19 protein-coding genes are annotated in these 25066 nt (G+C 58.3%); 12 read left to right on the plus strand and 7 right to left on the minus strand.

Annotated elements, in window-relative coordinates; translation table 11 throughout:
- Positions 1–91: 91 nt before the first annotated feature.
- Positions 92–838 carry a substrate-binding periplasmic protein gene (locus ACH3PB_RS05975; protein ID WP_416398545.1) on the minus strand — a complete coding sequence of 249 codons (747 nt, stop codon included), beginning with the start codon at positions 836–838 and terminating at the stop codon, positions 92–94.
- A gap of 279 nt (positions 839–1117) precedes the next feature.
- Here ACH3PB_RS05975 and ACH3PB_RS05980 point away from each other — a divergent pair, with 279 nt between their 5' ends.
- From ACH3PB_RS05980 to ACH3PB_RS06020, 9 genes are all read left to right on the plus strand, one after another.
- Entirely contained in the window at positions 1118–2311 is a 1194-nt protein-coding gene (locus ACH3PB_RS05980) for an acyl-CoA dehydrogenase family protein (protein ID WP_416398546.1), read from the plus strand.
- Positions 2308–5211 (plus strand): response regulator, encoded by a 2904-nt coding sequence (locus tag ACH3PB_RS05985; RefSeq protein ID WP_416398547.1) that lies wholly within the window; start codon positions 2308–2310, stop codon positions 5209–5211. Before ACH3PB_RS05980 ends, ACH3PB_RS05985 begins: the two co-directional genes overlap by 4 nt.
- Positions 5212–5251: 40 nt before the next feature.
- On the plus strand, positions 5252–6445 hold the full coding sequence (locus tag ACH3PB_RS05990; RefSeq protein ID WP_416398548.1) for a hypothetical protein: 1194 nt from the start codon (positions 5252–5254) through the stop codon (positions 6443–6445).
- Between the two features lie 109 nt (positions 6446–6554).
- Positions 6555–6860 (plus strand): hypothetical protein, encoded by a 306-nt coding sequence (locus ACH3PB_RS05995; protein WP_416398549.1) that lies wholly within the window; start codon positions 6555–6557, stop codon positions 6858–6860.
- 74 nt (positions 6861–6934) lie between these two features.
- Complete coding sequence (locus ACH3PB_RS06000; RefSeq protein WP_416398550.1) at positions 6935–9445, plus strand: heavy metal translocating P-type ATPase; 2511 nt, start codon at positions 6935–6937, stop codon at positions 9443–9445.
- Positions 9442–9840: a Cu(I)-responsive transcriptional regulator gene (gene cueR, locus ACH3PB_RS06005; RefSeq protein ID WP_416398551.1), complete on the plus strand. Its 399-nt coding sequence runs from the start codon at positions 9442–9444 to the stop codon at positions 9838–9840. Before ACH3PB_RS06000 ends, cueR begins: the two co-directional genes overlap by 4 nt.
- On the plus strand, positions 9837–11093 hold the full coding sequence (locus ACH3PB_RS06010) for a hypothetical protein (protein WP_416398552.1): 1257 nt from the start codon (positions 9837–9839) through the stop codon (positions 11091–11093). Before cueR ends, ACH3PB_RS06010 begins: the two co-directional genes overlap by 4 nt.
- A 97-nt stretch (positions 11094–11190) precedes the next feature.
- Positions 11191–11769 carry a DsrE family protein gene (locus ACH3PB_RS06015; protein ID WP_416398553.1) on the plus strand — a complete coding sequence of 193 codons (579 nt, stop codon included), beginning with the start codon at positions 11191–11193 and terminating at the stop codon, positions 11767–11769.
- Positions 11770–11866: 97 nt separating this feature from the next.
- Complete coding sequence (locus tag ACH3PB_RS06020; RefSeq protein WP_416398554.1) at positions 11867–12661, plus strand: hypothetical protein; 795 nt, start codon at positions 11867–11869, stop codon at positions 12659–12661.
- Positions 12662–12690: 29 nt separating this feature from the next.
- On the opposite strand, the gene ACH3PB_RS06025 is transcribed toward ACH3PB_RS06020, so the two are convergent.
- Together ACH3PB_RS06025 and ACH3PB_RS06030 are read right to left on the minus strand one after the other, a co-directional pair.
- Positions 12691–13521, minus strand: coding sequence for a universal stress protein (locus tag ACH3PB_RS06025; protein ID WP_416398555.1), 831 nt, complete (start codon positions 13519–13521; stop codon positions 12691–12693).
- A 67-nt stretch (positions 13522–13588) separates the two neighbouring features.
- The gene (locus ACH3PB_RS06030) at positions 13589–14017 is read right to left on the minus strand and encodes a hypothetical protein (RefSeq protein ID WP_416398556.1); all 429 of its coding nucleotides are present in this window, start codon (positions 14015–14017) and stop codon (positions 13589–13591) included.
- 130 nt (positions 14018–14147) lie between these two features.
- Here ACH3PB_RS06030 and ACH3PB_RS06035 point away from each other — a divergent pair, with 130 nt between their 5' ends.
- The 3 genes from ACH3PB_RS06035 to ACH3PB_RS06045 are packed head-to-tail and all read left to right on the plus strand — an operon-like array spanning position 14148 to position 20135.
- The gene (locus ACH3PB_RS06035; protein ID WP_416398557.1) at positions 14148–15413 is read left to right on the plus strand and encodes a TolC family protein; all 1266 of its coding nucleotides are present in this window, start codon (positions 14148–14150) and stop codon (positions 15411–15413) included.
- Positions 15400–16983, plus strand: a complete 1584-nt coding sequence (locus tag ACH3PB_RS06040) for an efflux RND transporter periplasmic adaptor subunit (protein WP_416398558.1) — start codon at positions 15400–15402, stop codon at positions 16981–16983. Before ACH3PB_RS06035 ends, ACH3PB_RS06040 begins: the two co-directional genes overlap by 14 nt.
- Entirely contained in the window at positions 16980–20135 is a 3156-nt protein-coding gene (locus tag ACH3PB_RS06045) for an efflux RND transporter permease subunit (protein ID WP_416398559.1), read from the plus strand. The genes ACH3PB_RS06040 and ACH3PB_RS06045 overlap by 4 nt, the downstream gene beginning before the upstream one ends.
- Positions 20136–20211: 76 nt before the next feature.
- On the opposite strand, the gene ACH3PB_RS06050 is transcribed toward ACH3PB_RS06045, so the two are convergent.
- From ACH3PB_RS06050 to ACH3PB_RS06065, 4 genes are all read right to left on the minus strand, one after another.
- Positions 20212–21057, minus strand: a complete 846-nt coding sequence (locus tag ACH3PB_RS06050) for a universal stress protein (RefSeq protein WP_416398560.1) — start codon at positions 21055–21057, stop codon at positions 20212–20214.
- 2 nt (positions 21058–21059) lie between these two features.
- Positions 21060–22547, minus strand: coding sequence for a SulP family inorganic anion transporter (locus ACH3PB_RS06055; RefSeq protein WP_416398561.1), 1488 nt, complete (start codon positions 22545–22547; stop codon positions 21060–21062).
- A 65-nt stretch (positions 22548–22612) separates the two neighbouring features.
- Positions 22613–24118 carry a sodium/proton antiporter NhaB gene (gene nhaB / locus ACH3PB_RS06060; RefSeq protein WP_416398562.1) on the minus strand — a complete coding sequence of 502 codons (1506 nt, stop codon included), beginning with the start codon at positions 24116–24118 and terminating at the stop codon, positions 22613–22615.
- 277 nt (positions 24119–24395) lie between these two features.
- Positions 24396–25001: a methyltransferase domain-containing protein gene (locus ACH3PB_RS06065; protein ID WP_416398563.1), complete on the minus strand. Its 606-nt coding sequence runs from the start codon at positions 24999–25001 to the stop codon at positions 24396–24398.
- Positions 25002–25066 lie beyond the last annotated feature (65 nt).

Consider the following 25066-nt stretch of genomic DNA (forward strand, 5'->3'; position numbering starts at 1 on the left):
TCTATGGCGGGTCAGGTGAGAGTCATTCTATAGACATCCTACGCTGACACGCAATTAGTGAGGCGCGATCTATGGCCGCGTCGGCTGAAGTCTACCTCTGGTGCTTCGCTACAATGGCATCGATGTCGATCTGCTTCATACCTTCAGCGAAATCCCTGGCAATCTGCTCCCCTTTGGAGGACTTGGTGAAGCAAACGAAAAGCTGCTTGTCCTCAAGCAGTTTGTCATTGAATTCAAGGTTCGCTCGGGCATCTACTAGAGTAGGGTCGTTTTCAAGCAGGTAGTTGAGCACGTTACGGTCAATGACAGCCAGAGGCAGCCGGCCCGCTGCAACTTTCTTTATATTCTGTTCGTCTGAGGTGACTTCCTCGACCTTCTGAGTGCCTGCCGATACCCGGCTGTCGAAATCAGCAGTGTTGACGTAGTCACGGACCGTACCCACCGTCAGGCCCTTGATATCGTCAAGCGTATTCCACTCCACAGGCTTCTGCTTGTTCTGCACGAAACCGAGAGGCCCGCTGCCAATGGGCGCAGAAAAGATGAATTCCTGCGCGATGTCTTCGGAGTGATATTCGGGAAAATAGCCGATGAAGTCTTCCTGACCGGCTTTAGCCAGCGCTACCGCGCGAGCCCAGGGGTAGAAGGCGATCTCGACCTTATAGCCGACCGCTTTGAAGGCCGCGGTGACAATGGCAGAAGATACACCTTTTTCCGGCAGTTGCGGCCCAGTGTAAGGCGGCCACTCCAGCGAGGTCAGCTTGACCACCTTGTCTTCAGCTTGTACCAGGCTTGCAAGGCCTATTAGTGCGAGCGCTGCGAACATTCTTATTGTTTTCATGTAATGAGCTCCTGTTGTTGACTGACCAAGTATAGCCAAGCTCATGAGCCGCGCCTTGTTGATGATGCGTGGGCTGCCCAGCTATCCGCACGCTGCTAGCACATAGCCGGGTGTAACCGCGATACAGGTCATGGGCAATGCTATAGCATGGCGGAAGATATCAATCGCAGTCTTGTTCGTACTGTGGATAACGCGGAAGAAACCGCACGCGGCAGTCACGCGGCGCGCCACTTGTACTAATAATCCTGTTCGCCTGAATGGACCGATGAGGCTCGATGCATGAAAAAGGAAGACATGAGCAATGCTCAGGCTTCAGAGCCATACCATAGCCGTCTTGCCAGGCTCCAGGCCACGGTGGCCAGTGTAACGGCGAGTGATATTGCGCCTCGAGCCACCGAGGTTGATCGGGATTGTATATGGCCGGCCCACAGCATGGCGGCCCTTGCCCAGGCAGGACTGCTCGGCCTTCACGTGCCACAGGACCTGGGTGGCCACGGTGAGGGCCTGCTCGCACTGAGTCTGCTGACCGAAGCGATCGGCCAGCACTGTCCCTCTTCGGCGCTCTGTTTCGGCATGCACTGTGTTGGCACAGCGGTAATCGCAGCCAAGGCTACCAGCTACCAGCGCAGCGCTTATCTGCGGAAGATAGCCGCTGGTGAACATATCACTACGCTGGCACTCTCAGAGGGCGGTAGCGGCGCCCATTTCTATCTGCCATCGACACTGATGAAGCCAGTCGAAGATCACCTGGAGGTCAACGGCCAGAAGCAGTTCGTGACCAATGGCAGCCACGCCGATTCCTATGTGGTCTCGGTCCTGGACGATAGCAGCGAGCACCACACCGGTGACTTCAACTGTCTGATCGTGGACGCAGAAACCCCTGGTATTAGCTGGCAGGGGGAGTGGCAGGGCTTTGGCATGAGGGGCAACTCTTCGCGGGCCATGCAACTCGACAAGGCGACGGTGCCGACGGCTAATCTTCTTGGCGAGCCTGGCGATCAGGTGTGGTACGTGTTTGAAATCGTTGCGCCATATTTCCTGATGGCCATGGCAGGCACTTATCTCGGTGTGGCGGAGGCGGCGCTCAATGAGGCGCGCCAGCATCTGAAGTCTCGCCGTCATGCGCATTCGGGCTCTGCACTGGCAGATCATGAGGTGCTGCAGTCGCGCCTGGCATCCATGTGGATCACGGTCGAACGCACACGGTCATTCATTCGTGAGGCCGCACGTAAAGGTGATCTCGGCGATCCGACGGCTCTGCCATTCATTCTGGCCAGCAAGGTCGATGCTGCCGAGACTGCCGTGGCCATTACCAATGAGGCCATGACCCTGTGCGGTGGGGCTGCCTACCGCGAGAACAGCCGCCTGACGCAGCTGCTCAGGGATGCCCGAGCCAGCCATGTCATGTCACCTACAACCGATCTGTTGAAGCTATGGACGGGGCGTGCCCTGCTGGAACTGCCCCTGTTATGACGCCGCTCGAACAAGGTCAGCTCATTATTCTGGTTGCAGTCGAACCGGCTCTCGCAGGTGCTGTCCGTGCAGCAGCCCTTGAGCGGCTCAGGCAGGACGCCTCTGCCGAGTTTACAGTCGTGGAGCTCGCTGAGGTCGAGGCGGCAAACTTTGTCACCCAGCAGATGGACTCGGATGCCGCGCCGCCGCTGGTCATCGTGGGGCGTCAGCTGCGCAATGAGGCTGCGCTTGTTCGCTCAATTCAGGCGCTGGCCTTCAAGGGTCATCTTTTTCTGCTGTCAGATCCAGATGTACAGGATCAGCGTGCTCGTGTCGCGCACCTGCCACTATCAGGGATGCATTGGTCAATTCTGAACATCGAGCAGCCCGGCCTTGCCGAGTTACTAGCCGGCGCCGCTGCCCAGTGTCGCCAGCGTTACGGCCTTCAACGCAATCTGAAACGGGCAAACCGCCAGCTGCAGCAATACCACAAGGCCTCGCCGCAGCTGGAGCCGCGAGCAGTTCTGTCCGATTACTACCTCACGAGTTTCCTCAAACACTCCAACGATGCGGTGGTGGCGCTCGATACACAGCAGCGGGTACTGTATTGGAGTAGCGGCGCGGAGCGCCTGTTTGAGCTCAGTCCGCAGGCAGCGATTGGTCGCCCAGCCTCAGAATTGCCCTGCTGGTCTGAGGCGATTACTGCCGGTCTGCTCAGTGCGGGGCAAGACAAGGGCACAGTAGCCTTCGAAGCGGAATGCGTCGTAGCTGGCGAGAAGAAGAAGACTGAAAGTGTCTGCTCGCCGGTGCATGACGATCTGGGGCGGTTCATCGGGTTTTCGATCATTGTTCGTGACATCACGGCCCGCGAGCAGCGGCTTGAAGCAGAACGAGCAGCGCATCTTCGTGAAAATCAGTGGCTCAGCAGTGAACGGCAGTATCTGCGAACACTATTCAGGCAGGCGCCAGGATTTATTGCCGTGACCAGAGGGCGAAGTCACGTGTTCGAACTGGTCAACGACGCCTATCTTCAGATTATCGGGCATCGGGAGGTGCTTGGGCGGTCTGCTGTGGAAGCACTGCCAGAGATGCAGGGGCAGCAGTTACTGACCTTACTGGATCACGTTTACCAAAGCGGCATTCCCTACACTGGGTCTGGCATCGCCATCAAGCTGCAGCGGCGCCCCGGTGCGCCACTCGAAACCCGCTATGTCGATTTCGTCTTTCAGCCGATCACCGATAAACACGGTGCGGCGACGGGTCTGTTCTGGCAGGGCTCGGACGTAACCGAGCACAAGCTGACCCGCGACAAGCTTAGTCTACATCAGAAAAACCTCGAGCAACTTGTTCAGGAGCGCACCAGCGAGCTGCAGACGAGTCAGCTGGCGCTGCAGCGCAGTCAGAAACTCGAGGCGATAGGTCAGCTCACAGGTGGCATTGCGCACGATTTCAATAACGTGCTGCAGATTATCACCGGTAGTCTTCAGTTGCTGCAGCTCGATGTCGAGACTGACAATCTGCCTACACAGACCCTGCAGTATCTGAAAACGGCTGTGGATGCCGTCGACCGTGGCCGCAATCTGTCCTCTCAGCTGCTGGCATTCGCGCGTCGTCAGCCGCTTCGGCCTGTGCCGCTCAACCTCAACCGGATACTCCGCAGCATGAGTGGTCTGCTGCGACAGGCATTGGGTGAGAGCGTTGAACTTGATGCCATCGAATCAGCCGGTCTCTGGAACACACTTGTCGACCCGCACCAGCTCGAAAATGTCATTCTCAATCTGGCGATCAATGCCAGGGATGCGATGCCCAATGGTGGCAAGCTTACGCTGGAGACTGCGAATACCCATCTCGATGAGCTGTACGTGCTTACCCAGCCAGATCTGCCTGCCGGTCAATATGTGCTGCTGGCGATTTCCGATACTGGCACCGGCATGCCTGCTGAGGTGATGGAGCGCGCCTTCGACCCCTTCTACACCACCAAGCTCGATGGGAAGGGCACCGGGCTGGGCCTGAGCATGGCGTACGGCTTTACCAAGCAGAGCGGTGGCCATATTCGCATCTACAGCGAGCTGGACAAGGGCTCTACGTTCAAGATCTACCTGCCGCGAAGCTACGAAGCAGAAGCTGAGATGCCACTTGCCGCTGGCGGTCCTGTGGTTGGCGGTACTGAAACCATTCTCGTGGCTGAAGACGATCCTGCTGTTCGGTCCACCGCGGTCTCCATGCTGCAGGGACTCGGTTATCGCGTGCTACAGGCGGAGGATGGACAAAGTGCGCTGAGCGTACTGAAAAGTGGCGCCCCGGTGCATTTGCTGTTCACGGATGTGGTCATGCCCGGTCCGGTCAGCAGTACTGATCTCGCTGCCAAGGCCAGGGCATTGAGACCGGATATTCTGGTGCTGTATACCTCAGGCTATACGCAAAATGCCATTGTACACGGTGGCCGACTGGATCCTGGTGTAGAGCTGTTGAGCAAGCCCTATCGACGCGAGGACCTTGCCAGGAAGGTGCGGCAAATATTCGAAAGCCGGACAGCGCTCGGTCAGACTGTAGTTGAACAGGATATTGGCAGTTTACATATTCTCATGGTCGAGGACGACATCAGCACGCGTGACGCCGTCTGCGAACTGTTGGCCTATCTCGGGCATCAGGTCATCGGCGTCGAAAGCGCCGAGGCCGCTCTCGATCGTCTTGCTCAGACCAGTTTTGACGTACTGTTGACCGATCTGAACCTGCCTGGCGCTTCAGGCCTTGAACTGATCAGAGAATCCAAGCTGATCGATCCGGATATGGCGATCATCGTTGCCTCCGGCCTGGGTGGGGAAACAGGCATTGAAGAGCACGCTGTACAGATCAGGTTAACAAAACCCTATGACCTGGCTGCATTGAAATCGGCATTGCGACAGGCGAGGGCGCGCTAGACGCCGGAACACTCCCATAGATTGATAAGGACCTCATCTCGTGAGCGATATTGTTTTTCTCACCCCCGGCTTTCTCGGCTTTGAGCGCTTCAATAACTTCAGCTACTTCGATGCACGCGTGCTGGCAGCTTTACGCGCGGCCCTGCAGACCATACTGGGCCGGGCGATTCAGGTTGTCGCACTGAATACGAGGCCCAGCTCCCAGCTCGAAATTCGACAGGCAGAACTGCTAAAAAACATCAGGGATTTCGAAAGCCGTTTCGGACGCGCCGATCGAATACACCTGATAGGCCACAGCACAGGCGGCGTTGATGCGGCCTTGTTGCTCAATACCAGACCGCTGGGGGCATTGTCCTGGTCGGATCTCGACCCCACAGGCATTCGTCAGCGACTGCGAACGGTAATTCCAATTGCAGCGCCTCAATGGGGCACATGCCTGACACTGGCGCCCTTCGTACGCGTCGTGCGCGAATCGCCATTCAAGCGGCCCTTACGTACATTAACGCGTGCCGTCACACTGGGACGCCTCCTGAGTCGGGCCGCTCGATCCTTCGTTATGGATCAGTTCGCAAAGAGCGCTCTTAGTGACGTGGTCGCGGATCTTGGGGAGGCGGCCGGTTATGTCATTGGTGTATTGGCTGATCTGGCACTGCTCGACAACCTCCGGCCGAACGAAATGATCGAGCTCAGGCAGCGAAGCGTGCGTGATACCACGCTCAAGGTGCGGCTGGCATCTGTGGTGACGGCTGCAGGTATTCGTATGGGCGAGCCGCCCTATCGGCCGGAGCCCTTGTTTCGAACACTATACGATGCGACTGCCGGCGAGGGCATCGATTGCCCCATGCCACCAGCTATCGGTGAGCGAGCCGTTACGGCTCTCAAACAGGCCCTGCGTGATGGCCGCTGCATCAGCGATCAGTCAGTCCAGCCCAGGACTGTGGACCTCTGTGTCAACGATGGCATCGTCAACACCGCACGGCAGCTCGTGCTGTTCGACGAGCCTGCACCCGGTGATGAACTGCTGGCATTTGCCATCGCCGATCATTTGGACGTTATTGGCTTCTATGCCAGGTTCAGAACCCCCGATTACGTTGATGCAGGCTTGCTTCTGAGCGGATCCGGCTGGACGGATGAACAATTCTACGAACTATATACCCGCATCGCCCGCTGCGTCAGCGAACAGATTCCGTCAAGCACCCCTACTGACGGTATAAATAATTGTCGAGTCGCTTGATCACTGAGCAGGAGCCAACGCGGGTGATCAACTGATTCGGCTTATACCGCGTATCACCATGAAATGCCGACAGCAATCAGGCTGTCGGCTTCCCTGACGGAGAAGTTAGATGGACTCTAGAAAGAAATTAGGATGGACCGGCCTGGCTTTCATCGCCTTAGTCACTGCCGGCTGTGGCAGAGACGAAGACGATACCACGCCGGTCACGCCAGAACAGGAGATGTCGCAGGCGCAGGAGGGACAGGAAGCGCTCGAGCAACGCACCGCCCCCGACCCACGCCTTAATACCGAGGCGCTAGAGGGCGAAGCTCGCAACAGCGTGGTCGAGCCTGAGCCCGAAGACGAAGCCGACGCCGTGGCAATTCCACAGCCAGAGCTGGGGTATGAGGAGTACGACGAAAACGAAGAAGACTAGCAAAGGCTTGACCTTCCCATGATGGTAAGCTGCAGACTATGGGTCATAGCAATCTGGCTCTGTGGAGGACCACCGTGAACAAGCCATCAGTACAGTCAGGGGAAACCCGCACCATTCGCGTGCCCGTGCAGGGCATGACCTGCTCTTCATGCGCAGGCCGCGTGGAGAAGGCGCTCTTACACCTTGAAGGTGTAGATACCGCGACCGTGAACCTTGCGGTTGAATCCGCCCAGGTGCGGGTTTCATCGACCGTTACCGCCGCCGAAGTCGTCGACGCCGTTCGGCAGGCCGGATATGAGGTGCCCACAGAGACGATGGATCTGGATGTGAGCGGGCTGAGCTGCGCGTCGTGTGTCGGCCGCGTAGAGAAGGCCCTGCTCGCTCTTGAAGGCGTCGTCTCGGCATCCGTTAATCTGGCCACTGAAAGCGCACGTGCGACCGTCCTGGGTGGAAGCGTGAGTCTGAACGAGCTTGCGCAGGCAGTGAGAAAAGCTGGCTACGGCGCAGAGCTTCCCGCCAGCGTTCAGCTGCAGTCCTCTCGCGATGAAGGCCGTCCTGGTTCAAGCGCCGATGGTGAACGGCGTGCGGTCATCATCGCCGCTCTGTTATCACTTCCGCTTATCGTGCCGATGCTGCTTGAACCTTTCGGGCTACACTGGATGCTGCCAGGCTGGCTTCAGCTGCTGCTCGCCACGCCGGTGCAATTCTGGTTGGGTGCCCGGTTCTACAGGGCGGGATGGAGCGCTTTGAAGGCACGTACCGGTAACATGGATCTGCTGGTATCGATCGGAACCACTGCAGCCTATGGTCTCAGTGTGTTCGAGCTGGTTCGTCATGCTGGCGAGCCTGGTGCGCCATATTATTTCGAGGCCTCCGCAGTCATTATCACGCTGGTCCTGCTAGGCAAATGGCTCGAAGGACGAGCCAAGCGGCAGACGGCCGAAGCAATCAGGGCGTTACAGGCTTTGCGGCCGAGCTCTGCACGTGTCAGGCGTCCGGATGGCGACCGGGAAATCCCGATCGAGGACATCGTGGTCGGTGACCACGTCGTAGTACGTCCCGGGGAGCGCATACCGGTGGACGGTAAGGTTCTCCAGGGTGATTCACATGTCGATGAAGCCATGCTTACAGGGGAGAGTCTGCCAGTTTCTAAGCAGGCCGGCGACATGGTGACCGGCGGCGCCATCAACGCTGAAGGCCTGTTGTTAATCGACACGACTGCTGTTGGTACAGAGACCGCACTCGCCAGAATCATTCGCCTGGTTGAAGATGCACAGGCTGCAAAAGCGCCGATACAGCGGCTTGTCGACAAGGTGAGTGCCGTGTTCGTGCCCGTCGTTATCGCTATTGCACTGTTGACGCTCGCGGGCTGGTGGATTTACAGCGGCGACGTGCAAACCGCAATCCTGAATGCCGTGGCGGTGCTGGTAATAGCCTGCCCCTGTGCACTCGGCTTGGCTACGCCAACGGCCATCATGGCCGGGACCGGTGTGGCCGCCCAGTATGGCATCCTGATCAAGGACGCCATTGCGCTCGAACAGGCGCACGGTATTACCACTGTAGCCTTCGACAAGACTGGCACACTCACCATAGGCAAGCCGAGCTTGGCTGCGGCCATTGCGACAGACGCTGATCAGGGTGAGTTGTTACGGCTGGCAGCTGCCGTGCAATCCGGCAGCGAGCATCCATTGGCACAGGCGGTGCTCGATGCGGCCAGTGCGCAAGGTATACAGGCACCGCCGGCCGAGCAGGTGAGGGCACTGCCCGGTCGAGGCATTGAGGCGCGAGTCGAAGGCAAAATGCTTACCCTTGGCAACACACGGTTGATGGATGAGCTCGGTGTCGATCTCGGAAGACTTGCCGATGATGCACACGCGCTGCAGCAGGCAGGCAAGACGGTATCCTGGCTCGCCGCTGCTGACACATCGGAGCATGGCAGGGCAATGACGCTAGTGGGTCTGCTCGGCTTTGGCGATCAGGTCAAACCTCATGCGAAGCAGGCTATCCACAGCTTGCACGAGCTGGGCATCAAAACTGTGATGTTGACAGGCGATAACAAGGGCAGTGGCGAGGCGATTGGCAAGGCCCTTGGTATTGACGAAATCTTTGCCGAGATTCTGCCGGCCGACAAGGCCGATGTCGTTGCCAAGCTGAAACGCGATGGTGCAGTCGTTGCCATGGTGGGCGATGGCATCAATGACGCACCTGCGCTCGCCGCAGCTGATGTCGGTATCGCAATGGCCACAGGTACCGACGTGGCCATGCATGCTGCCGGTATCACGTTGATGAGAGGTGAACCAGCGTTGGTGGCCGGGGCGATCGACATATCCAGACGGACTTACCAGAAAATCAGACAGAATCTGTTCTGGGCCTTCATCTACAATGTCGTGGGTATCCCTCTGGCGGCATTCGGCTATCTCAGCCCCATCATCGCGGGCGCGGCCATGGCCTTCAGCAGTGTCAGCGTAGTCAGCAATGCGCTCCTGCTGAAGCGCTGGAAGCCAGCGGAAGGCGGTAAAGCAGAGGCGTTGACGACAGTTGATAAGGCCGCGCAGCCGGTGGTCACCACAGGCGCACAGCGATGAATATCGGTCAGGCAGCCAAAGCCAGCGGTATAACCGCCAAAATGCTCAGGCATTACGAGTCCATCGGTCTGATCAGGGAAAGCCGACGCTCAGAGGCAGGCTATCGTCTCTATACGCAAACCGACCTCCATACGCTGCGTTTCGTTAAGCATGCCCGGTCCATGGGATTCGCTCTGGACGACATCCGTCAGTTGCTTTCACTCTGGCAGGACGGTGAGCGTGCCAGTGCCGATGTCAAGGCGCTGGCCATGTCTCATATGGCGGATCTTGACGAGAAGATTCGGGTGTTGACAGAAATGCGAGCTGAAATAGAGGCTCTGGCAGAGCGCTGTCATGGCGATGACCGCCCGGATTGCCCGATAATCTCGGGACTTGCTGCGGAGGATGATAATTGAAGATTTCACCGGCCGAGCAGCTGAACAGGAGTTGCCTGTGTCGAACGGTCGATCAGGTCAGACTTGAGCAGGCGCTGACATCTGAGCAGCCTGATGGCGACCTGCATGCCGGGATATTGAGGGTGCGACCACATCTGTTTTCGAATACCGCTGTATTCGTCACACGGGCGCAGGTCGAGCGTATGCAGGCGGTCATCGCTGCGGTCGAACATGTGGTTCAGCATCCGCGATACCGCGAGACTGTCACGCAGTGGGCGCCAGCGACTGCCGCACATGCGTCTGCGGCGCTCGGTGTCTTCATGGGCTATGACTTTCATATGGGCGAGCAGGGTCCGCAGCTTATTGAAATCAACACCAACGCTGGCGGTGCTTTCCTCAATTCAGCGCTGTTAAGCGCCCAGCAGGCCTGTTGCGGCGCAACGGAGCCGGTGCCAGGCACTGCCGGGCTGGATGCGAACCTTATCGCCATGTTCAGGACGGAGTGGGCTCGCCAACGCGGTGCTGGATTGCCACTGACGCGTGTTGCCATCGTCGATGAAGATCCCTCGGGGCAGTATCTTTACCCAGAATTCCAGCTGGCTCAGCGGCTGTTCGCGCGACACGGTATCGATGCTGTCATTGCTGACCCCTCTGAACTGGTATTGGACCGCGATCGGCTGCTGTATCGCAGTTTACCTGTTGATCTGGTCTACAACCGACTAACCGACTTTGCCTTGCTTGCTCCGCAGCACACGGTGCTGAAGGCGGCGTGGCTGAGCGACGCAGCGGTGTTCACGCCTCATCCTGCTGCGCATGCCCTGTATGCCGACAAGCGCAATCTCGCCGTGTTGTCAGATACCGACCTGCTCAGTAGCTGGGGCATTGCCGGTGCCTGTCTCGACACGCTGCAGCTCGGCGTGCCCCGCACGGTGTCTGTCACTGCGGCCAATGCGGATGATCTGTGGGCACGCCGCAAGTCTCTCTTCTTCAAACCAGCGGGAGGGTATGGCAGCAAAGCCGCCTATCGTGGCGATAAACTTACCCGCCGGGTATGGGACGATATCAGGCAGGCTGAGTATGTCGCCCAGGATCGAGTGGCGCCAAGTGAGCGGGCTTTGCAAGTGGACGGCCAGCAGACAGCGCTCAAGCTTGACATCAGAGCCTACGCATACGCCGGCGAGTTGCAGTTGCTCGCCGCTCGCCTGTATCAGGGACAGACCACGAACTTTCGCACCCCAGGTGGCGGTTTTGCTGCCGTATTCGTGGCAGGCTAGGGCGCCGAACCGAGCGCACCCTCGAGGCACTAGCGATCGCAATTCCTCTGTCCAGCGTACTACCAGAATCACAGGGAAGCATCAGGCGGTAGTAGCAGTGAAGGCAGATATCCGGAAGTTCTGGCTTGGCGTGGTTGTGGTCTTTTGCGCGCTCAGCGCAGTCCATGTAGGGGCGGAGGAGGAAAGCAAGCCACGTCCTGGTGAGTGGTCCAGCCCAAGAATTGAAGGGTATGGAAAAGTGAAACCCTTCGACGGTGCCGCAGTGCCCATTCGGCCTGATACCGTCTATTCAATCGTCTTCGACGTCCGCAAGACTGCCCCGGAACCTGGCGATTTCGTCCCGGGCCTGGAGCGAGTCGCGCGTTTTCTCAATTTGGCCGCTCTTGCGAAAGTGCCCGAAGAGAACCTCAAGCTCGTTGTTGTGCTACACGAAGATGCCTTTGCGGCGGCGCTCGACGACACTACCTTTCATACCCAATTCGGTCGCATCAATCCGAACCTCGATTTGCTAACGAAGCTGAGAGAGGCTGAGGTCGAAATCCTCGTGTGTGGACAGGCATTGGCGCATCAGAAAATCGGCGTGGACAAGGTGATCGAACCAGTGACCATCGCCACCGCCGCTGTCTCGGTACTGGCCGATTACCAGTTGAGCGGGTACGCCTTAATCGTAGACTAGGCGGAACACTGCCTGCCATGCCTTTTCCTGTGAACTGAAGCCTCGTTCGCCACGTCTATACCGTTTCAGGAAGCAACCGCAAGCCAGGAGGCTCACAATGGAAACAGGCGATCAACCCAGCGCCACACAGTATCTTCCCAAACCCCATTCGCTCGCCGAACGACTCGGATTCTGGACCGGCGCCCTCATTTCGCCCGTCTTCGGTATTGGCAGTGCACTGAGGCGAGACAGAGTCTTTCATCCGAAGGGCGTATTCTTTGAAGCAAGCGTAGTCCCGGCAACGACCCCCGGCCGATACGCAGAACTCGCGCGTCGACTCGCTGGCAGCGCCCTCGTCAGGCTCTCCGCGGGCGGCTGGCGGAAGAACAGACCGCTCGTACCCGATGTGCTTGGGTTCACGGTCAGATTCAAGGGCGAGTCCTTGGAACCAGAGGGGGTGCAGGATCTTCTCTTGATCACAGCGCGCAGTCCATGGACGCTTGTGCCTGACAGTCTGCTGACTGATCGCTCGAACTTTCTCAACAACATCTACTACGGGCTTTCGCCCTTCGAGGTCGATGGGGAGCGCGACAAGCAACTCCGGGTCATCCCGCGAGATGCGAAAGGCGAGGGCGAGGATCGCTACCAGCGCATCATTAACGCTGTGGAAAATGGCAATGCGCGCTTTGACCTGCAGATTTCCAACGTGGCGAACGCTGACAGTACGGCGGACTGGGAAACTGTCGCGAGCATTGTGCTGCGCCAGCAGGTTGAGCCTGATGAGCAGGAAGTCCTGTTTTATCCGTTCAGAGACGGACAGTCGATCAACCCTCAGGGCTTCATACACTATCTACGAGCGGTGCCGTATCTGACGAGTCGTTACGCCCGACGCAGGTTCGGTGACAAGGACTGACCTTCTGCCATTGCAGGGTTCATGTTTCGCTAGTGCGACATGAGGATCGGCTTGCGGCAGTCCTTTAGCATTTCCCTGGTCGTGCCGCCCAGGAGCCATTCCCTCAGACGCGAATGGCCGTAAGCGCCCATCACTATGAGGTCCGGCTCTATGGTGTCGGCGTAGGCCTTGAGTGTTTCGGACACTGATAGACCATCAGTTTCCAGATTGTCGATTTCGGCATAGATGCCATGACGCGCCAGATAAGCGGAGACACCCTGATCCGGTTTCGGCGCATTGTCTTCGTCGGCCAAGTCTATAGTGACAAGGCGGACGTCTTCGGCTGTCGACAATAGAGGCAGGCTGTCGCGCAGCGCGCGGGCCGATTCGCGCTTGTGCGTCCAGGCGACGATGATACGTCTAAGCGGCTTGAGTGATCGAGCTTCGTCGCCAAGCAGGAGAACGGGACGGCCCGAGCCAAGCAGCAGATCGTTGAAGGCTGAGGCCATGGTGTCGTGTTCGCGAACATTCCCAGCGGAGAAGACACTGGCGTCGGCAAGCAGTGCCCGCCGGATCAGGACCTTGTCGAGCTCGCCAAGCTCGATGCACTCGTAGCTGACCTCACCGGATACGCCAGCTGCAGCAAGCGCCTCTCTGACAGCGCCGACTCGTGCTTCACAGCGTTTCACGGTGTCACTGTAATGTTCCCCCCAATAGCCATCGAGACTCGTCCAGCCTGCGGAGGGCGTGAAACGCATGAGCGTACCCACGACGATGATCTCGAGGTGAGCGCCAAGATCCGCGGCGGCGTCGATGATCGGCTGAAGCGACAGTAAACTGCTTTCGAGCTGATGGGGCGCGAAAAGTGATCGATAATTCATGATAGGCTCCCGGGTGGTGACTATACCTGATCATACGACTGCCTTCGGCTGAAAGTATTGTGTTAAATCAGACATTAGCGCGAACACGGGCTGATCGGTTCGGTGCCCGGCCGTGGTCGAGTTGGGGCGTTGCCATGTCGCCCCGCCCTTGCTGCACGTGAAGAATGGCTCTATTATCAGCGCCATGCGTAGCATCAGCCTGTTTCTCAGTTTCTGCCTCTTCCTCGCGACAGCCTTTCCGGCTGCCGCCATGCAGGATTGTGCTGCGCCTGCTATTCCCGATTGTGAAAATACTCATCATGTTGTTGTGGGCGATGATCTGACTGTGCAGATGTCCATGGATGACATGAAGGAAGGGCCTGCATCGGCTGATTGCACCGACATGCCGGGTTGTACCCTGGGTTCGGCCGCGGTTCACGTTAGCGTCTTTCCAACTCTGCAGCGCCAGCTGAATACCAATCCCGGCCTCCTGGCAGTCGATCACGAAAGCCCCCATCTCTTTCCTCCGGTAGAACCACCGATCCGCTAAACGCCAATAGTCCTTCTGTTTCCCACGTGCGTTTGCGAGCGTTTTTATCGCGTTGCTGCGCCGTGAATCGACATTTGCGTTTACGGAGATTTACATCGTGCCCGTTTCACGATTACCCCTGAAAACCTGTCTTGCTGCCTGGCTGTTTGGTCAGACTGCACTGCTGTGCGCCCAGCCTTTGCAGATGCGTGAGGCCATCGAGCAGGCATTACAACGGCAACCGTCACTCTCTGCACTTGAACAGGCCGCGCTCGCCGCGCGCGAGTCTGCTGTGGCTGATGCCGAGCTGCCTGATCCATCACTGAAGCTGGGTGTGCAGAACCTGCCTGTTACCGGCACTGACAGCTATGACATTGGTGCGGTCGACATGACCATGACGACGATTGGCTTCTCCCAGGAGATGGTGCGGGCGGACAAGCGTGAAGCGGCTGCAGCACGCTCCCGCGCTGAAGCCGAGCGATGGAGTGCAGCTGGTGTTGAGCTCGCTCTCGATATTGAGCAGGCAGTGGCGATGCAGTGGCTGCAGCTCTATCAGGCCGTGCAGCAGCAGAAGCTGATCGCAGCCATCCGCAAGGAGCTGCAGTCAGAGCAGTCTGTGTTGCAGCAACAGCTGGCGAGTTCAGCCGCGAGTGCTGATGCGGTCTTCGCACTGCAAACCATGGCCGCATTCACACAAGACCGTCTGCTCAAGGCCCAGGGTCAGGAGCGGATTGCGCGTGCGGCGCTGGCCAGGTGGCTTGGCCCGGTGCCGAATGCGCAATTGCCTGACGAGCTGCCGGAAATGCCTGCGCCGCCGAGTCTGTCCGCGCTTCAGCGACAGCTCTCGGAGCACCCTGATGTGCTGGTCGGACGGGCGGTCGAAAAGGCGTCGAGATTCGAAGCCGAGTTGGCGGCAGTGTCGTCACAGTCCGACTGGAGCTGGGAAGTGATGTATGGCAAGCGATTCCAGGATCGGGCAGACCTACTGACGGTGCAGTTCAGCATTGACCTGCCTTGGCGTCAGGCGCAGAGGCAAGACCGACGATTCGCCGAAAAGACGGCGCTCGCTGAACAGGCCCGTTTCGGCACTGAAGATATTCGCCAGCGACTGCAGGCTCAGTTGTTGGAGGCCTGGAGCGCATGGGAGGTGGCCAGTGCGCGGGTGGACAACTACGAAACTGTCTTGCTGCCAGCCGCCAAAGCGCAGGTTGACACAGCCGGGGTCGGCTATCGGGCTGCACGTCAGTCTCTTGCCGAAATCTGGAAGGCACGGCGCAGCCTGCTCGAAATGCAACTGGAAGCGCTCGATGCCCGTGTGGCCCGAGCCCTTGCACTGGTTCACCTTGCCCACTACCACGGAGGATTCAGCCATGTCGCGAACTAAGGCAGGCATCGTTTCGACGATCATTCTACTTTTGGCAGTCGCTGTTATTGCCATGACCTTCGGCAAGGACTGGTTCGGCCGGGACGGTGAACCAGGCAGGACCACCGAGTCTGCCAGCGCTACCGGACAGACGGGTGGCGATGGCACTATCAACGGTGTCGTACAGGACGATAGTGGTCGCGAGGTGCTGTACTGGCACGATCCGATGGTGCCACAGCATCGCTTCGACGAGCCGGGGCAGTCGCCGTTCATGGATATGAAACTGGTGCCCAAGTACGCAGACACGGTGGCCGAAGGCGGTATCAGTGTTTCGCCGCAGACCCGGCAGAATCTCGGTATACGAACCGCGCCTGCGGTGCAGGAAAGCTACACGGACACCGTTCGAGCAGTGGGCGAAATACAGCCCAACGAACGCGCGATCGAGATGGTGCACAACCGCGTGGCAGGCTTCATTGAAAAGCTGCTTGTACGTGCTGAAGGCGACCCGGTACGCAAGGGTGAAAAGCTGGCCGAGGTCTATGCTCCCGAATTGCTTGCCGCGCAGGAAGAGCTGCTCGCCCTGTCAAAACTGCAGGGGCTCGAGGGGCTTGCACAGATTCGCCAGGCGGCGCGCTCGCGCCTGCGCTTGCTGGGTATGACCGCAGAAGAGATTCAGCGACTGGAACACTCTGGCAAGACCAGCGATCGAATTGGTATTTATGCACCCAGCGAAGGCATTGTTCAGAAGCTTGGAATTCGCGAAGGCTCCACAGTTCAGCCCGGCGATACGCTGTTCGAAATCGTTGACCTCAGTACAGTCTGGCTGAGTCTCGAAGTGCCTGAACGTCAGCTTGGTCGTGTGGAGGGCGCCGAACGGGTTGATGTCATTGTGCCAGCCTACCCGGACCGCAGTTTTGACGGAACGGTTGACTACATCTACCCCAGCGTGAACACCAGCACGAGAACAGTGCCTGTGCGTGTGGTGCTTGACAATGAGGCGGGCCGGCTCAAGCCGGGGATGTATGCCGAAGCCAGTATCGTCGCAGGTGAATACAAAGCTGTCTGGGTGCCATCGGAGGCGGTCATACAGACTGGCGAACGCAGCCTTGTCATGCTTCAGGTCGACGACAGCTTCAGTCCAGCGATAGTGAAGACTGGTCAGCAGCGAGGTGAGCAGACCGAGATTCTGGAGGGCGTGAAGGCAGGCGAGCGCGTCGTGGTCTCCGGTCAGTTTCTGCTGGACTCCGAAGCCTCGCTCAGTGGCATGCTGGCGAAACTTGAGTCTGGCGGAGAAGAGGCCACCGAGTCTCCAGCGAAGTCAGCTGGCAGTTTTGAGCAGGCGGCTGACGCGCTGCATCGCGGCCGGGGGACGGTCGAGGCGTACGACATGGGCTCCGGCCTGGTGACGCTTACTCACGAACCTATACCCAGCCTGCAGTGGCCGGCAATGACCATGCCCTTCAAGCTACGGGACCCGCATGCCCTGCATGGCGTGGAACCGGACGCCCAGGTCACCTTCACGATGAAAGGCGAGCCGGAAGGTGACGACTACGTGATCGAAGAAATAACGCTGGTGGAGGATGACTCATGATCGAAGCGCTCATTCGCTGGTCTATCCATAACCGGCTGCTGGTGCTGATCGCCACGGCGCTACTGACCGCCTGGGGTCTCTTCTCAGCCTTGCGCACACCGCTCGATGCCATCCCGGACCTTTCTGACGTGCAGGTCATCGTGCGTACCCCGTTTCCGGGTCAGGCGCCGCAGATCGTGGAGAATCAGGTGACCTATCCGCTGACTACCACGATGCTGTCAGTGCCTGGCGTGAAGACGGTACGCGGCTACTCGTTCTTCGGCGATTCCTATGTCTATGTCCTGTTTGATGACGACACCGACCTGTACTGGGCGCGCTCACGAGTGCTGGAATATCTCAGCCAGGTGCGGGGAACGCTGCCGGAAGCCGCCGAACCATCTCTCGGGCCTGACGCCACGGGGGTAGGCTGGGTCTACGAGTATGCGCTCGTAGACCGAGGCGGAACCCAGGACATTTCCCAGCTGCGCGCGCTACAGGACTGGTTCCTCAAGTATGAGCTCAAGAGCGTACCCGGTGTCTCCGAAGTGGCCACGCTTGGCGGAATGGTCAAACAGTATCAGATACAGGTCGATCCCGAGCGCCTGAGACTGCACGGTTTGCCGTTGAACAAGGTGATTGCAGCCGTCAAGGCTGCAAACCAGGAAACGGGTGGCGCTGTCATCGAGATCGCTGAAGCCGAATACATGGTTCGCGCGCATGGTTACCTCGAGACTCTGGAAGATTTCCGCAACATACCCGTCGATCTGGGAGAGGGCGGCACACCGGTGCTGCTCGGCGACGTCGCCCGTATCCAGGTGGGGCCAGAAATGCGCCGTGGCATCGCTGAACTCAATGGCGAGGGGGAGGTAGTCGGCGGCATCGTGGTGATGCGCATGGGTGGCAACGCCCTGGAGGTGATAGAGCAGGTGAAGTCGAGGCTCGAGGTCCTCAAACGCAGCCTGCCTGAAGGTGTCGAGGTGGTGACTGTCTACGATCGCTCCGGACTCATCGAAAGCGCTGTAAGCAACCTGCTGGAAAAGCTGGTTGAAGAGTTCATTGTCGTTGGCCTGGTATGCCTGATCTTCCTGTTCCACCTTCGCTCGGCCCTCGTCGCTATCGTGGCGCTGCCGCTGGGTGTGCTCATGTCTTTCATCGTCATGTACTACCAGGGCATCAACGCCAATATCATGTCACTCGGCGGTATCGCGATCGCTATCGGGGCCATGGTCGATGCGGCGATCGTCATGATCGAGAACGCGCACAAGAAACTCGAAAGCTACCGTCTGTCCCATGGTGAGCCGGATAATCCGGCCCGTATCAAGGTGCTCACCCAGGCAGCAGCGGAAGTGGGGCCAGCGCTGTTTTTCAGTCTGCTCATCATCACCTTGTCATTTGTGCCGGTCTTTACCCTGGAAGCACAGGAAGGTCGACTGTTCGCGCCACTGGCTTACACCAAAACCTATGCCATGGCTGCCGCAGCTGGCCTATCAGTCACACTGATCCCGGTGTTGATGGTGATGTTCATTCGCGGCCGAATTCGTTCGGAGGACCAGAATCCTGTAAATCGATTCCTGGTGGCGGTGTACAGGCCCGTGTTGACGGGGGTGCTCAAGCATCCACGAAGCACGCTCGTTGTAGCGGTGCTGGCGGTGGTGGTCACCGTGTACCCACTCAGTAAGCTCGGCACCGAGTTCATGCCGCCGTTGAACGAGGGGGACCTTCTGTATATGCCGACGGCTTTCCCTGGCATGTCGGCCGCGAAGGCCAGTGAGTTGCTGCAGATTACCGATCGGCTGATCAAGACGGTGCCGGAAGTGAAAACGGTATTCGGCAAGGCCGGCCGTGCGGAAACAGCCACTGATCCTGCACCGCTGGAAATGTTCGAAACGACCATTCAGTTCAAGCCCCGAGACCAGTGGCGGCCAGGGATGACTCCGGAAAAGCTGGTCGAAGAGCTTGACCAGCGCCTGAAGATTCCGGGCATGGCGAACGTGTGGGTCCAGCCAATCCGGAACCGCATCGATATGCTCGCGACCGGCATCAAGAGCCCCGTCGGGATCAAGATCTCCGGTCCGGATCTGGATGTACTTGCAAAGCTTGGGGCACGGGCAGAACAGTTGACCCGCGACCTCCGGGGCGTCACATCGGCGATTGCCGATAGGGTCACCGGTGGGCGCTTTATCGACGTGACGATAGATCGGATTGCTGCCGCCAGATACGGTCTGAATATTGCCGATATTCAGAGCGTCATCGCTACGGCCGTGGGTGGCCAGAATATCAGTGAGCAGATCGATGGCTTACAGCGCTTCCCAATCAATATCCGCTATCCCCGCGAGCTGCGTGACTCTGTCTCGGATCTGCAGGATCTACCCCTGGTTACCAGCTCAGGTGCGACGGTCAGTCTCGGCAGCGTGGCAAAAATTGCGGTGTCCGACGGCCCCTCGATGATCAAGAGTGAAAACGCACGGCCTGCGGTGTGGGTTTACGTGGATTTGAGGGATCGCGATCTCGGAGGCTTTGTCAAAGAGGCCAGGGCGCTACTGGCCGAGGAGATGCAGCTGCCACCTGGCTACTCCATCGCCTGGTCAGGACAGTTCGAGTATTTCGAGCGGGCTTCGAAACGACTCAGCTGGGTCGTGCCGATGACGCTGGGCATCATCTTCGTGCTGCTCTTCATGGCGTTCAAGCGAATCGGGCCGGCCGTTCTCATCCTGGCCACCTTGCCCTTCGCACTGATCGGTGGCATCTGGCTGCTCTATATCCTGGGGCACAACTTTTCGATTGCCAGTGGCGTAGGCTTCATTGCTCTGGCAGGACTTGCCGCTGAATTTGGCGTTATTATGGTCGTGTATCTGGATCAGGCTGTCGCACGCCATCATGATCTTGGGCAGATGCATACGCCGGGTGACCTGAGGAACGCCCTGATCGAGGGGGCAGCTTTACGGATACGGCCGAAGGCGATGACTGTGGCGACCATCCTGGCGGGCCTGTTTCCGATACTGATCGGCACCGGCGTGGGCGGCGAGACCATGCAGCGGATTGCTGCCCCCATGGTCGGGGGCATGCTCACAGCACCGCTGTTGTCGCTCTTCGTTATTCCGGCGGTGTACGCACTCATGAAGCCGCAGAAGCTGGCGCAGGCAGTCCAGCGCAGTCGCGCCATGGCGCACTAACCAGCCCCTCCGACACGCCGCTACGCTTGGGTGTGATGCTGTTAGCGCAGCACCAGTAGCGGCTTTGTCGCAGTTCTCAACATGGAGTTGTGGTGCTACCGACCAGAAACTGCCTGATTCGTGAGTGCCCGTAGGCGCCGATCAGCATGAGGTCGATATCGTGCTCTGTCTGATAGGTGTGCAGCGTTTGCTCGACGTCGCCTTCACGAATGGCCAGCTGAATCTCGCCGCCAAGTGGCGACAGCAGGTCCTTGGCGCGGGTCAGCTGTGCCCAGTGTTCAGTGGATTCTGCGCCAACCATGACGATATGGAGCGGCATATTGGTGAACACGGGATTGTCAGCAAGCAACTGCACACCTCTGAACGCCGTCGCACTACCATCGAAAGCGAGCATGGCGCTTTGCGGCGCCTCATACTGGTCCGGTACCAGCAGCACCGGCCGATGCACCTTGCGGATGACCGTCTCCAGCTGACTACCTATGTGTCTGTCCTGGCCGGCGCTATTTTCACCGCGCAGACCCATGACGAAGAGCAGTGTTTCTTTCTCCAGGGCCAGGACCGACTCCGGCAGGTCGCCATGACGCTGACGCTTATGCACATCGCTCACGCCGACGGCTTGGACACGTGCTTCAGCCTCGTCCAGCAGATGATGGCCATGTTCGAGCGCCAGTCTGCTGCGCTTCTGGTCCAGCTCGGCCAGTTCCTTCAGCAGATGCTCCCGGCTGCCAAGTCCGATATTGCCTGCCAGATCCGGTTCCTCCGGATAATGCGCTTCGTCGAGCACGTGCAGGAGCATGACCGGGGCCTGACTGCGCAGGCTCGCCCAGGCGGCATATTCACAAACAGCCGGTACGGCGCTCGATCCATCGATACAGGCGATGATTTGTTGCATTTCAACCTCGCTTCCAGTGTTGAGTGTCATGCTTAGTGTCCCATCAGCTTGTCTACAGCATCTGGCTTGTCATGAACACCAAAACGATCGACGATCGTCGCGCTGGCCTCATTCAAGCCGACCACGACCACATCGGCGCCCTCCCGCCTGAATTTCACCACGACTTTGTCGAGCGCGGCAACTGCGGTGATATCCCAGAAATGCGCGCCGCAGAGATCGATGACGACATTATCGACGGCTTCCTTGAAATCGAACCCTGCCACGAACTTTTCCGATGAACTGAAAAAAATCTGACCGACGACGCGATAGGTGCGCGTGTCGGTGGCTTCGTCGGAATCGGAGGTCACAGCCATGTAATGGCCAATCTTGTTGGCGAAGAACAGCGCTGCAAGCAGGACACCCGCCAGCACACCGAAGGCGAGATTGTGCGTAGCCACAACCACGGCGACGGTCACCACCATTACAATATTCGTCGAGAGCGGATGCTCACGCAGGTTACGAATCGACTCCCAACTAAAGGTGCCGATGGATACCATGATCATGACGGCCACCAGTGCGGCCATCGGAATCTGTACCAGCCACGCATCCAGCACAAGAATCATGATCAGTAGAAAGACCCCGGCTGACAGTGTTGAGAGGCGGGTTCGTCCCCCTGATTTGATATTGATAATCGATTGGCCAATCATGGCGCAGCCTGCCATGCCGCCGAGGAGTCCTGCACCAATGTTGGCGATACCCTGGCCCTTGCATTCCCGATTCCGGTCGCTTGTGGTATCGGTAAGATCATCCACGATGGTGGCTGTCATCATTGATTCCAGCAGGCCGACTACGGTGAGTCCGACTGCGTAGGGCAGTATGATCATCAGCGTCTCCAGATTCAGTGGCACGTCTGGCCAGAGGAAGACCGGCAGGGTGTCAGGCAGTTCTCCCATGTCGCCGACCGTCCGTACATCGATATTGAAGAGTATGGCAATCACCGTTAGTGAAACGATGCAGATAAGCGGCGAGGGAATGATACGGCCCACCACCGGAACGTAAGGGAACAGATAGATGATGCCCAGGCCAGCTGCAGTCATGGCATAAACGTGCCAGGTGACACCGGTCAGCTCGGGCAACTGAGCCATGAAGATAAGTATGGCCAGTGCATTGACGAAGCCGGTCACCACAGAGCGGGATACAAAGCGCATCAGTGACCCGAGCTTGAGGTAGCCAGCAATAATCTGCAGCACTCCGGTCAATAGCGTGGCCGCCAGCAGGTACTCAAGGCCATGCTCTTTCACCAGCGTGACCATGAGCAATGCCATCGCACCGGTAGCCGCTGAGATCATGCCGGGTCGGCCGCCGACAAAGGCGATGACGACGGCGATACAGAATGAAGCGTACAGGCCCACCTTCGGGTCGACGCCGGCGATGATGGAGAACGCGATCGCCTCTGGAACGAGGGCGAGGGCAACGACGAGACCCGCAAGCAAATCGCCGCGGATATTGGCAAACCAGTTCGCTCTGATACCGGTAATCATAGAGCCTCCATGAGGTGAACAGGCCTTGAGCTACCGAGGGTGACCGGCGCTCAAGGCAGAGGGAATTACAGGAAGTTCGTCACCGCTAGCAGCCCTATGCCACTCATCACGATGGTATAGGGGAAGGCCATCACGACCATACGGCCGTATGAGAGCCGGACCAATGGTGCTATGGCAGAAGTCAGCAGGAACAGGAAAGCCGCCTGACCGTTCGGCGTCGCAACGCTGGGCAGATTGGTGCCGGTATTGATGGCGATGGCGAGGCGTTCGAAGTGCTCACGTGAAATAGTGCCAGCATCAAAGGCCTGCTGAATCTCACTGATATACACAGTAGCAACGAACACGTTGTCACTGATCATCGACAGCACACCATTGGCGATGAAAAACATGCCTGGCTGCTGAGCCTCGGGGAGGGCCAATACGAAGTCGATGATTGGCTTGAACAAATGCTGCTGATGAATAACCGCGACAACTGCGAAAAACACGATCAGTAGTGAGGTGAATGGCAGTGACTCCTGGAAAGCCTTGCCAATCTGATGCTCATCCGTCACGCCCGTGAACGAGGTGATCAGAATGATGACGAGCAGGCCGATCAGTCCGACCTCGGCAAGGTGGAATGCCAGTCCGAGCACCAGAATAATTGCAGCAAATCCTTGTACCCAAAGAGCCGCCTGATCTGACTTTGTACGCTTCTTGCGTTGCTGGTCGGCGAAGTCTTCGAGCACCCGTCGCACAGGCTTTGGTAGTCGCACCCCATAACCAAACCAGCGCAGCTTCTCGAGCAGTACACAGGTCAGGAGACCCGCAATCAGTACCGGTATGCTGATCGGTGCCACGCGCTGAAAGAAGGTGCCAAAATCCCAGCCAACAACCTTGGCGATCAGCAGGTTCTGCGGCTCCCCAACCATTGTCGCCACGCCACCGAGCGCAGTGCCGATGGCACCATGCATGAGCAGACTACGCAGGAAGGCTCTGAAGTTCACCAGATCTTCCCGATGCAGTTCAATCACGTCGTCATCACTCTGCGTGTTGTGCTGACCTTCATGATAGCCTCGACCAGAAGCGACCTTGTGATAGACCGAATAGAAGCCCACAGCCACACTGATGATGACGGCTGTCACTGTCAGTGCGTCCAGGAATGCCGAGAGCAATGCGGCCGCCGCACAGAACAGCAACGACAGCGCCGACTTTGATCTGATACCGAGCAGGAGCTGGGTAAAAGTGAGCAGCAATAACTCCTTCATGAAGTAGATGCCGGCCACCATGAACATCAGCAGCAGGATAACTGGCAGATTGACTTCGACCTCCGCATAGACGGCTTCAGGTGTCGCAAGGCCAATCAGGAGTGCTTCAACGGCCAGCAGCCCGCCCGGGAGCAAGGGGTAGCATTTGAGCGCCATGGCTAGCGTGAAGATGAATTCGGCGACTAGCAGCCAGCCTGCGACCACGGGGCCGAGCGACCACAGGATGATCGGGTTGGCGATCAGGAAGAGCACGATGACCTGCTTGTACCACACAGGTGCGTTGCCCAGGAAATTGCGAACAAAGCCAGAAGAAACAGTTTGAGTCATTGGACTACCGGACAGAAAGAATTGAGTAAACGAGACAGCGACGCGCTCTGATCGCTCAAAAAGGCGTCAGCGTGCGTGCCACGGGCAATGCTGGCTCGGGTTGCATTCGGCGTTGAAATGCTGGGGGCGGGCTAGGTACTAAGGTGGAGTGATCTTCAAGAGAGACGCCCTGAGAGTAATATTAACGGATGTTAATCCACGGAGAATATGAGCGGCGAAGTCTATCACAATCAGGTGGCTATAGACAGTGTAGGCCTGGCTGAAAATTCCTGTTCTGCTACGGCTCACATCGGCTGAACACAGCCATCTGAGTGGAGGAACCACGCAGGACATCCGGTGGGCCGAGTCCTGAAAATTCGACCCGATAGCCGTGGCGCCTGGCCACGCCGTCGGCCCAGTTGTTGAACTGTAGCCTGGTCCATTCGAAATGGTGGCCAGGGTGACGGCGCTGCTGCGGTAGCATGCCGTGTAGCACATTGTACTCCTGGTTTGGCGTGGTGATGATCACCGTGTCGACGTCATAAGCGCGGAAGACGGTCTGCTCGACGCGCGATAGCCGTGAGGGTTCAACGTGCTCGATCGTTTCGAGCATTACGGCTGCATTGAAGCCCAGCAAGCGATGGTCAGCGTCTTCGAACGAGCCATAGCAGACGTGCAGTCGCCTGTCGGGGTTCAGTAGGTCCAGCCCGAGATTGAGACGCGCCTCTGCAAGCGCCTGTTCATCAATATCGATGCCGAGCAGTCGGTTGAACTGTACTTGCGCGCGCAGCTCGATAAGCAGCTCTCCGCTGCCGCAACCAAGGTCAAGCACCCTGCTAGCACCGCTTTTGACAAGTGCCTGCACGACCCCCGCCAATCTCGCCTCGTGTAAATCGCTTGCCACGCTTGGGTCCTACTTCGAAAGGCTGTGTTTCTGGTCACCACATCCAGGGCGACACGTTCAAGCCT

The organism is Allohahella sp. A8 (genome assembly GCF_047946665.1).
GTDB lineage: Bacteria > Pseudomonadota > Gammaproteobacteria > Pseudomonadales > Oleiphilaceae > Allohahella.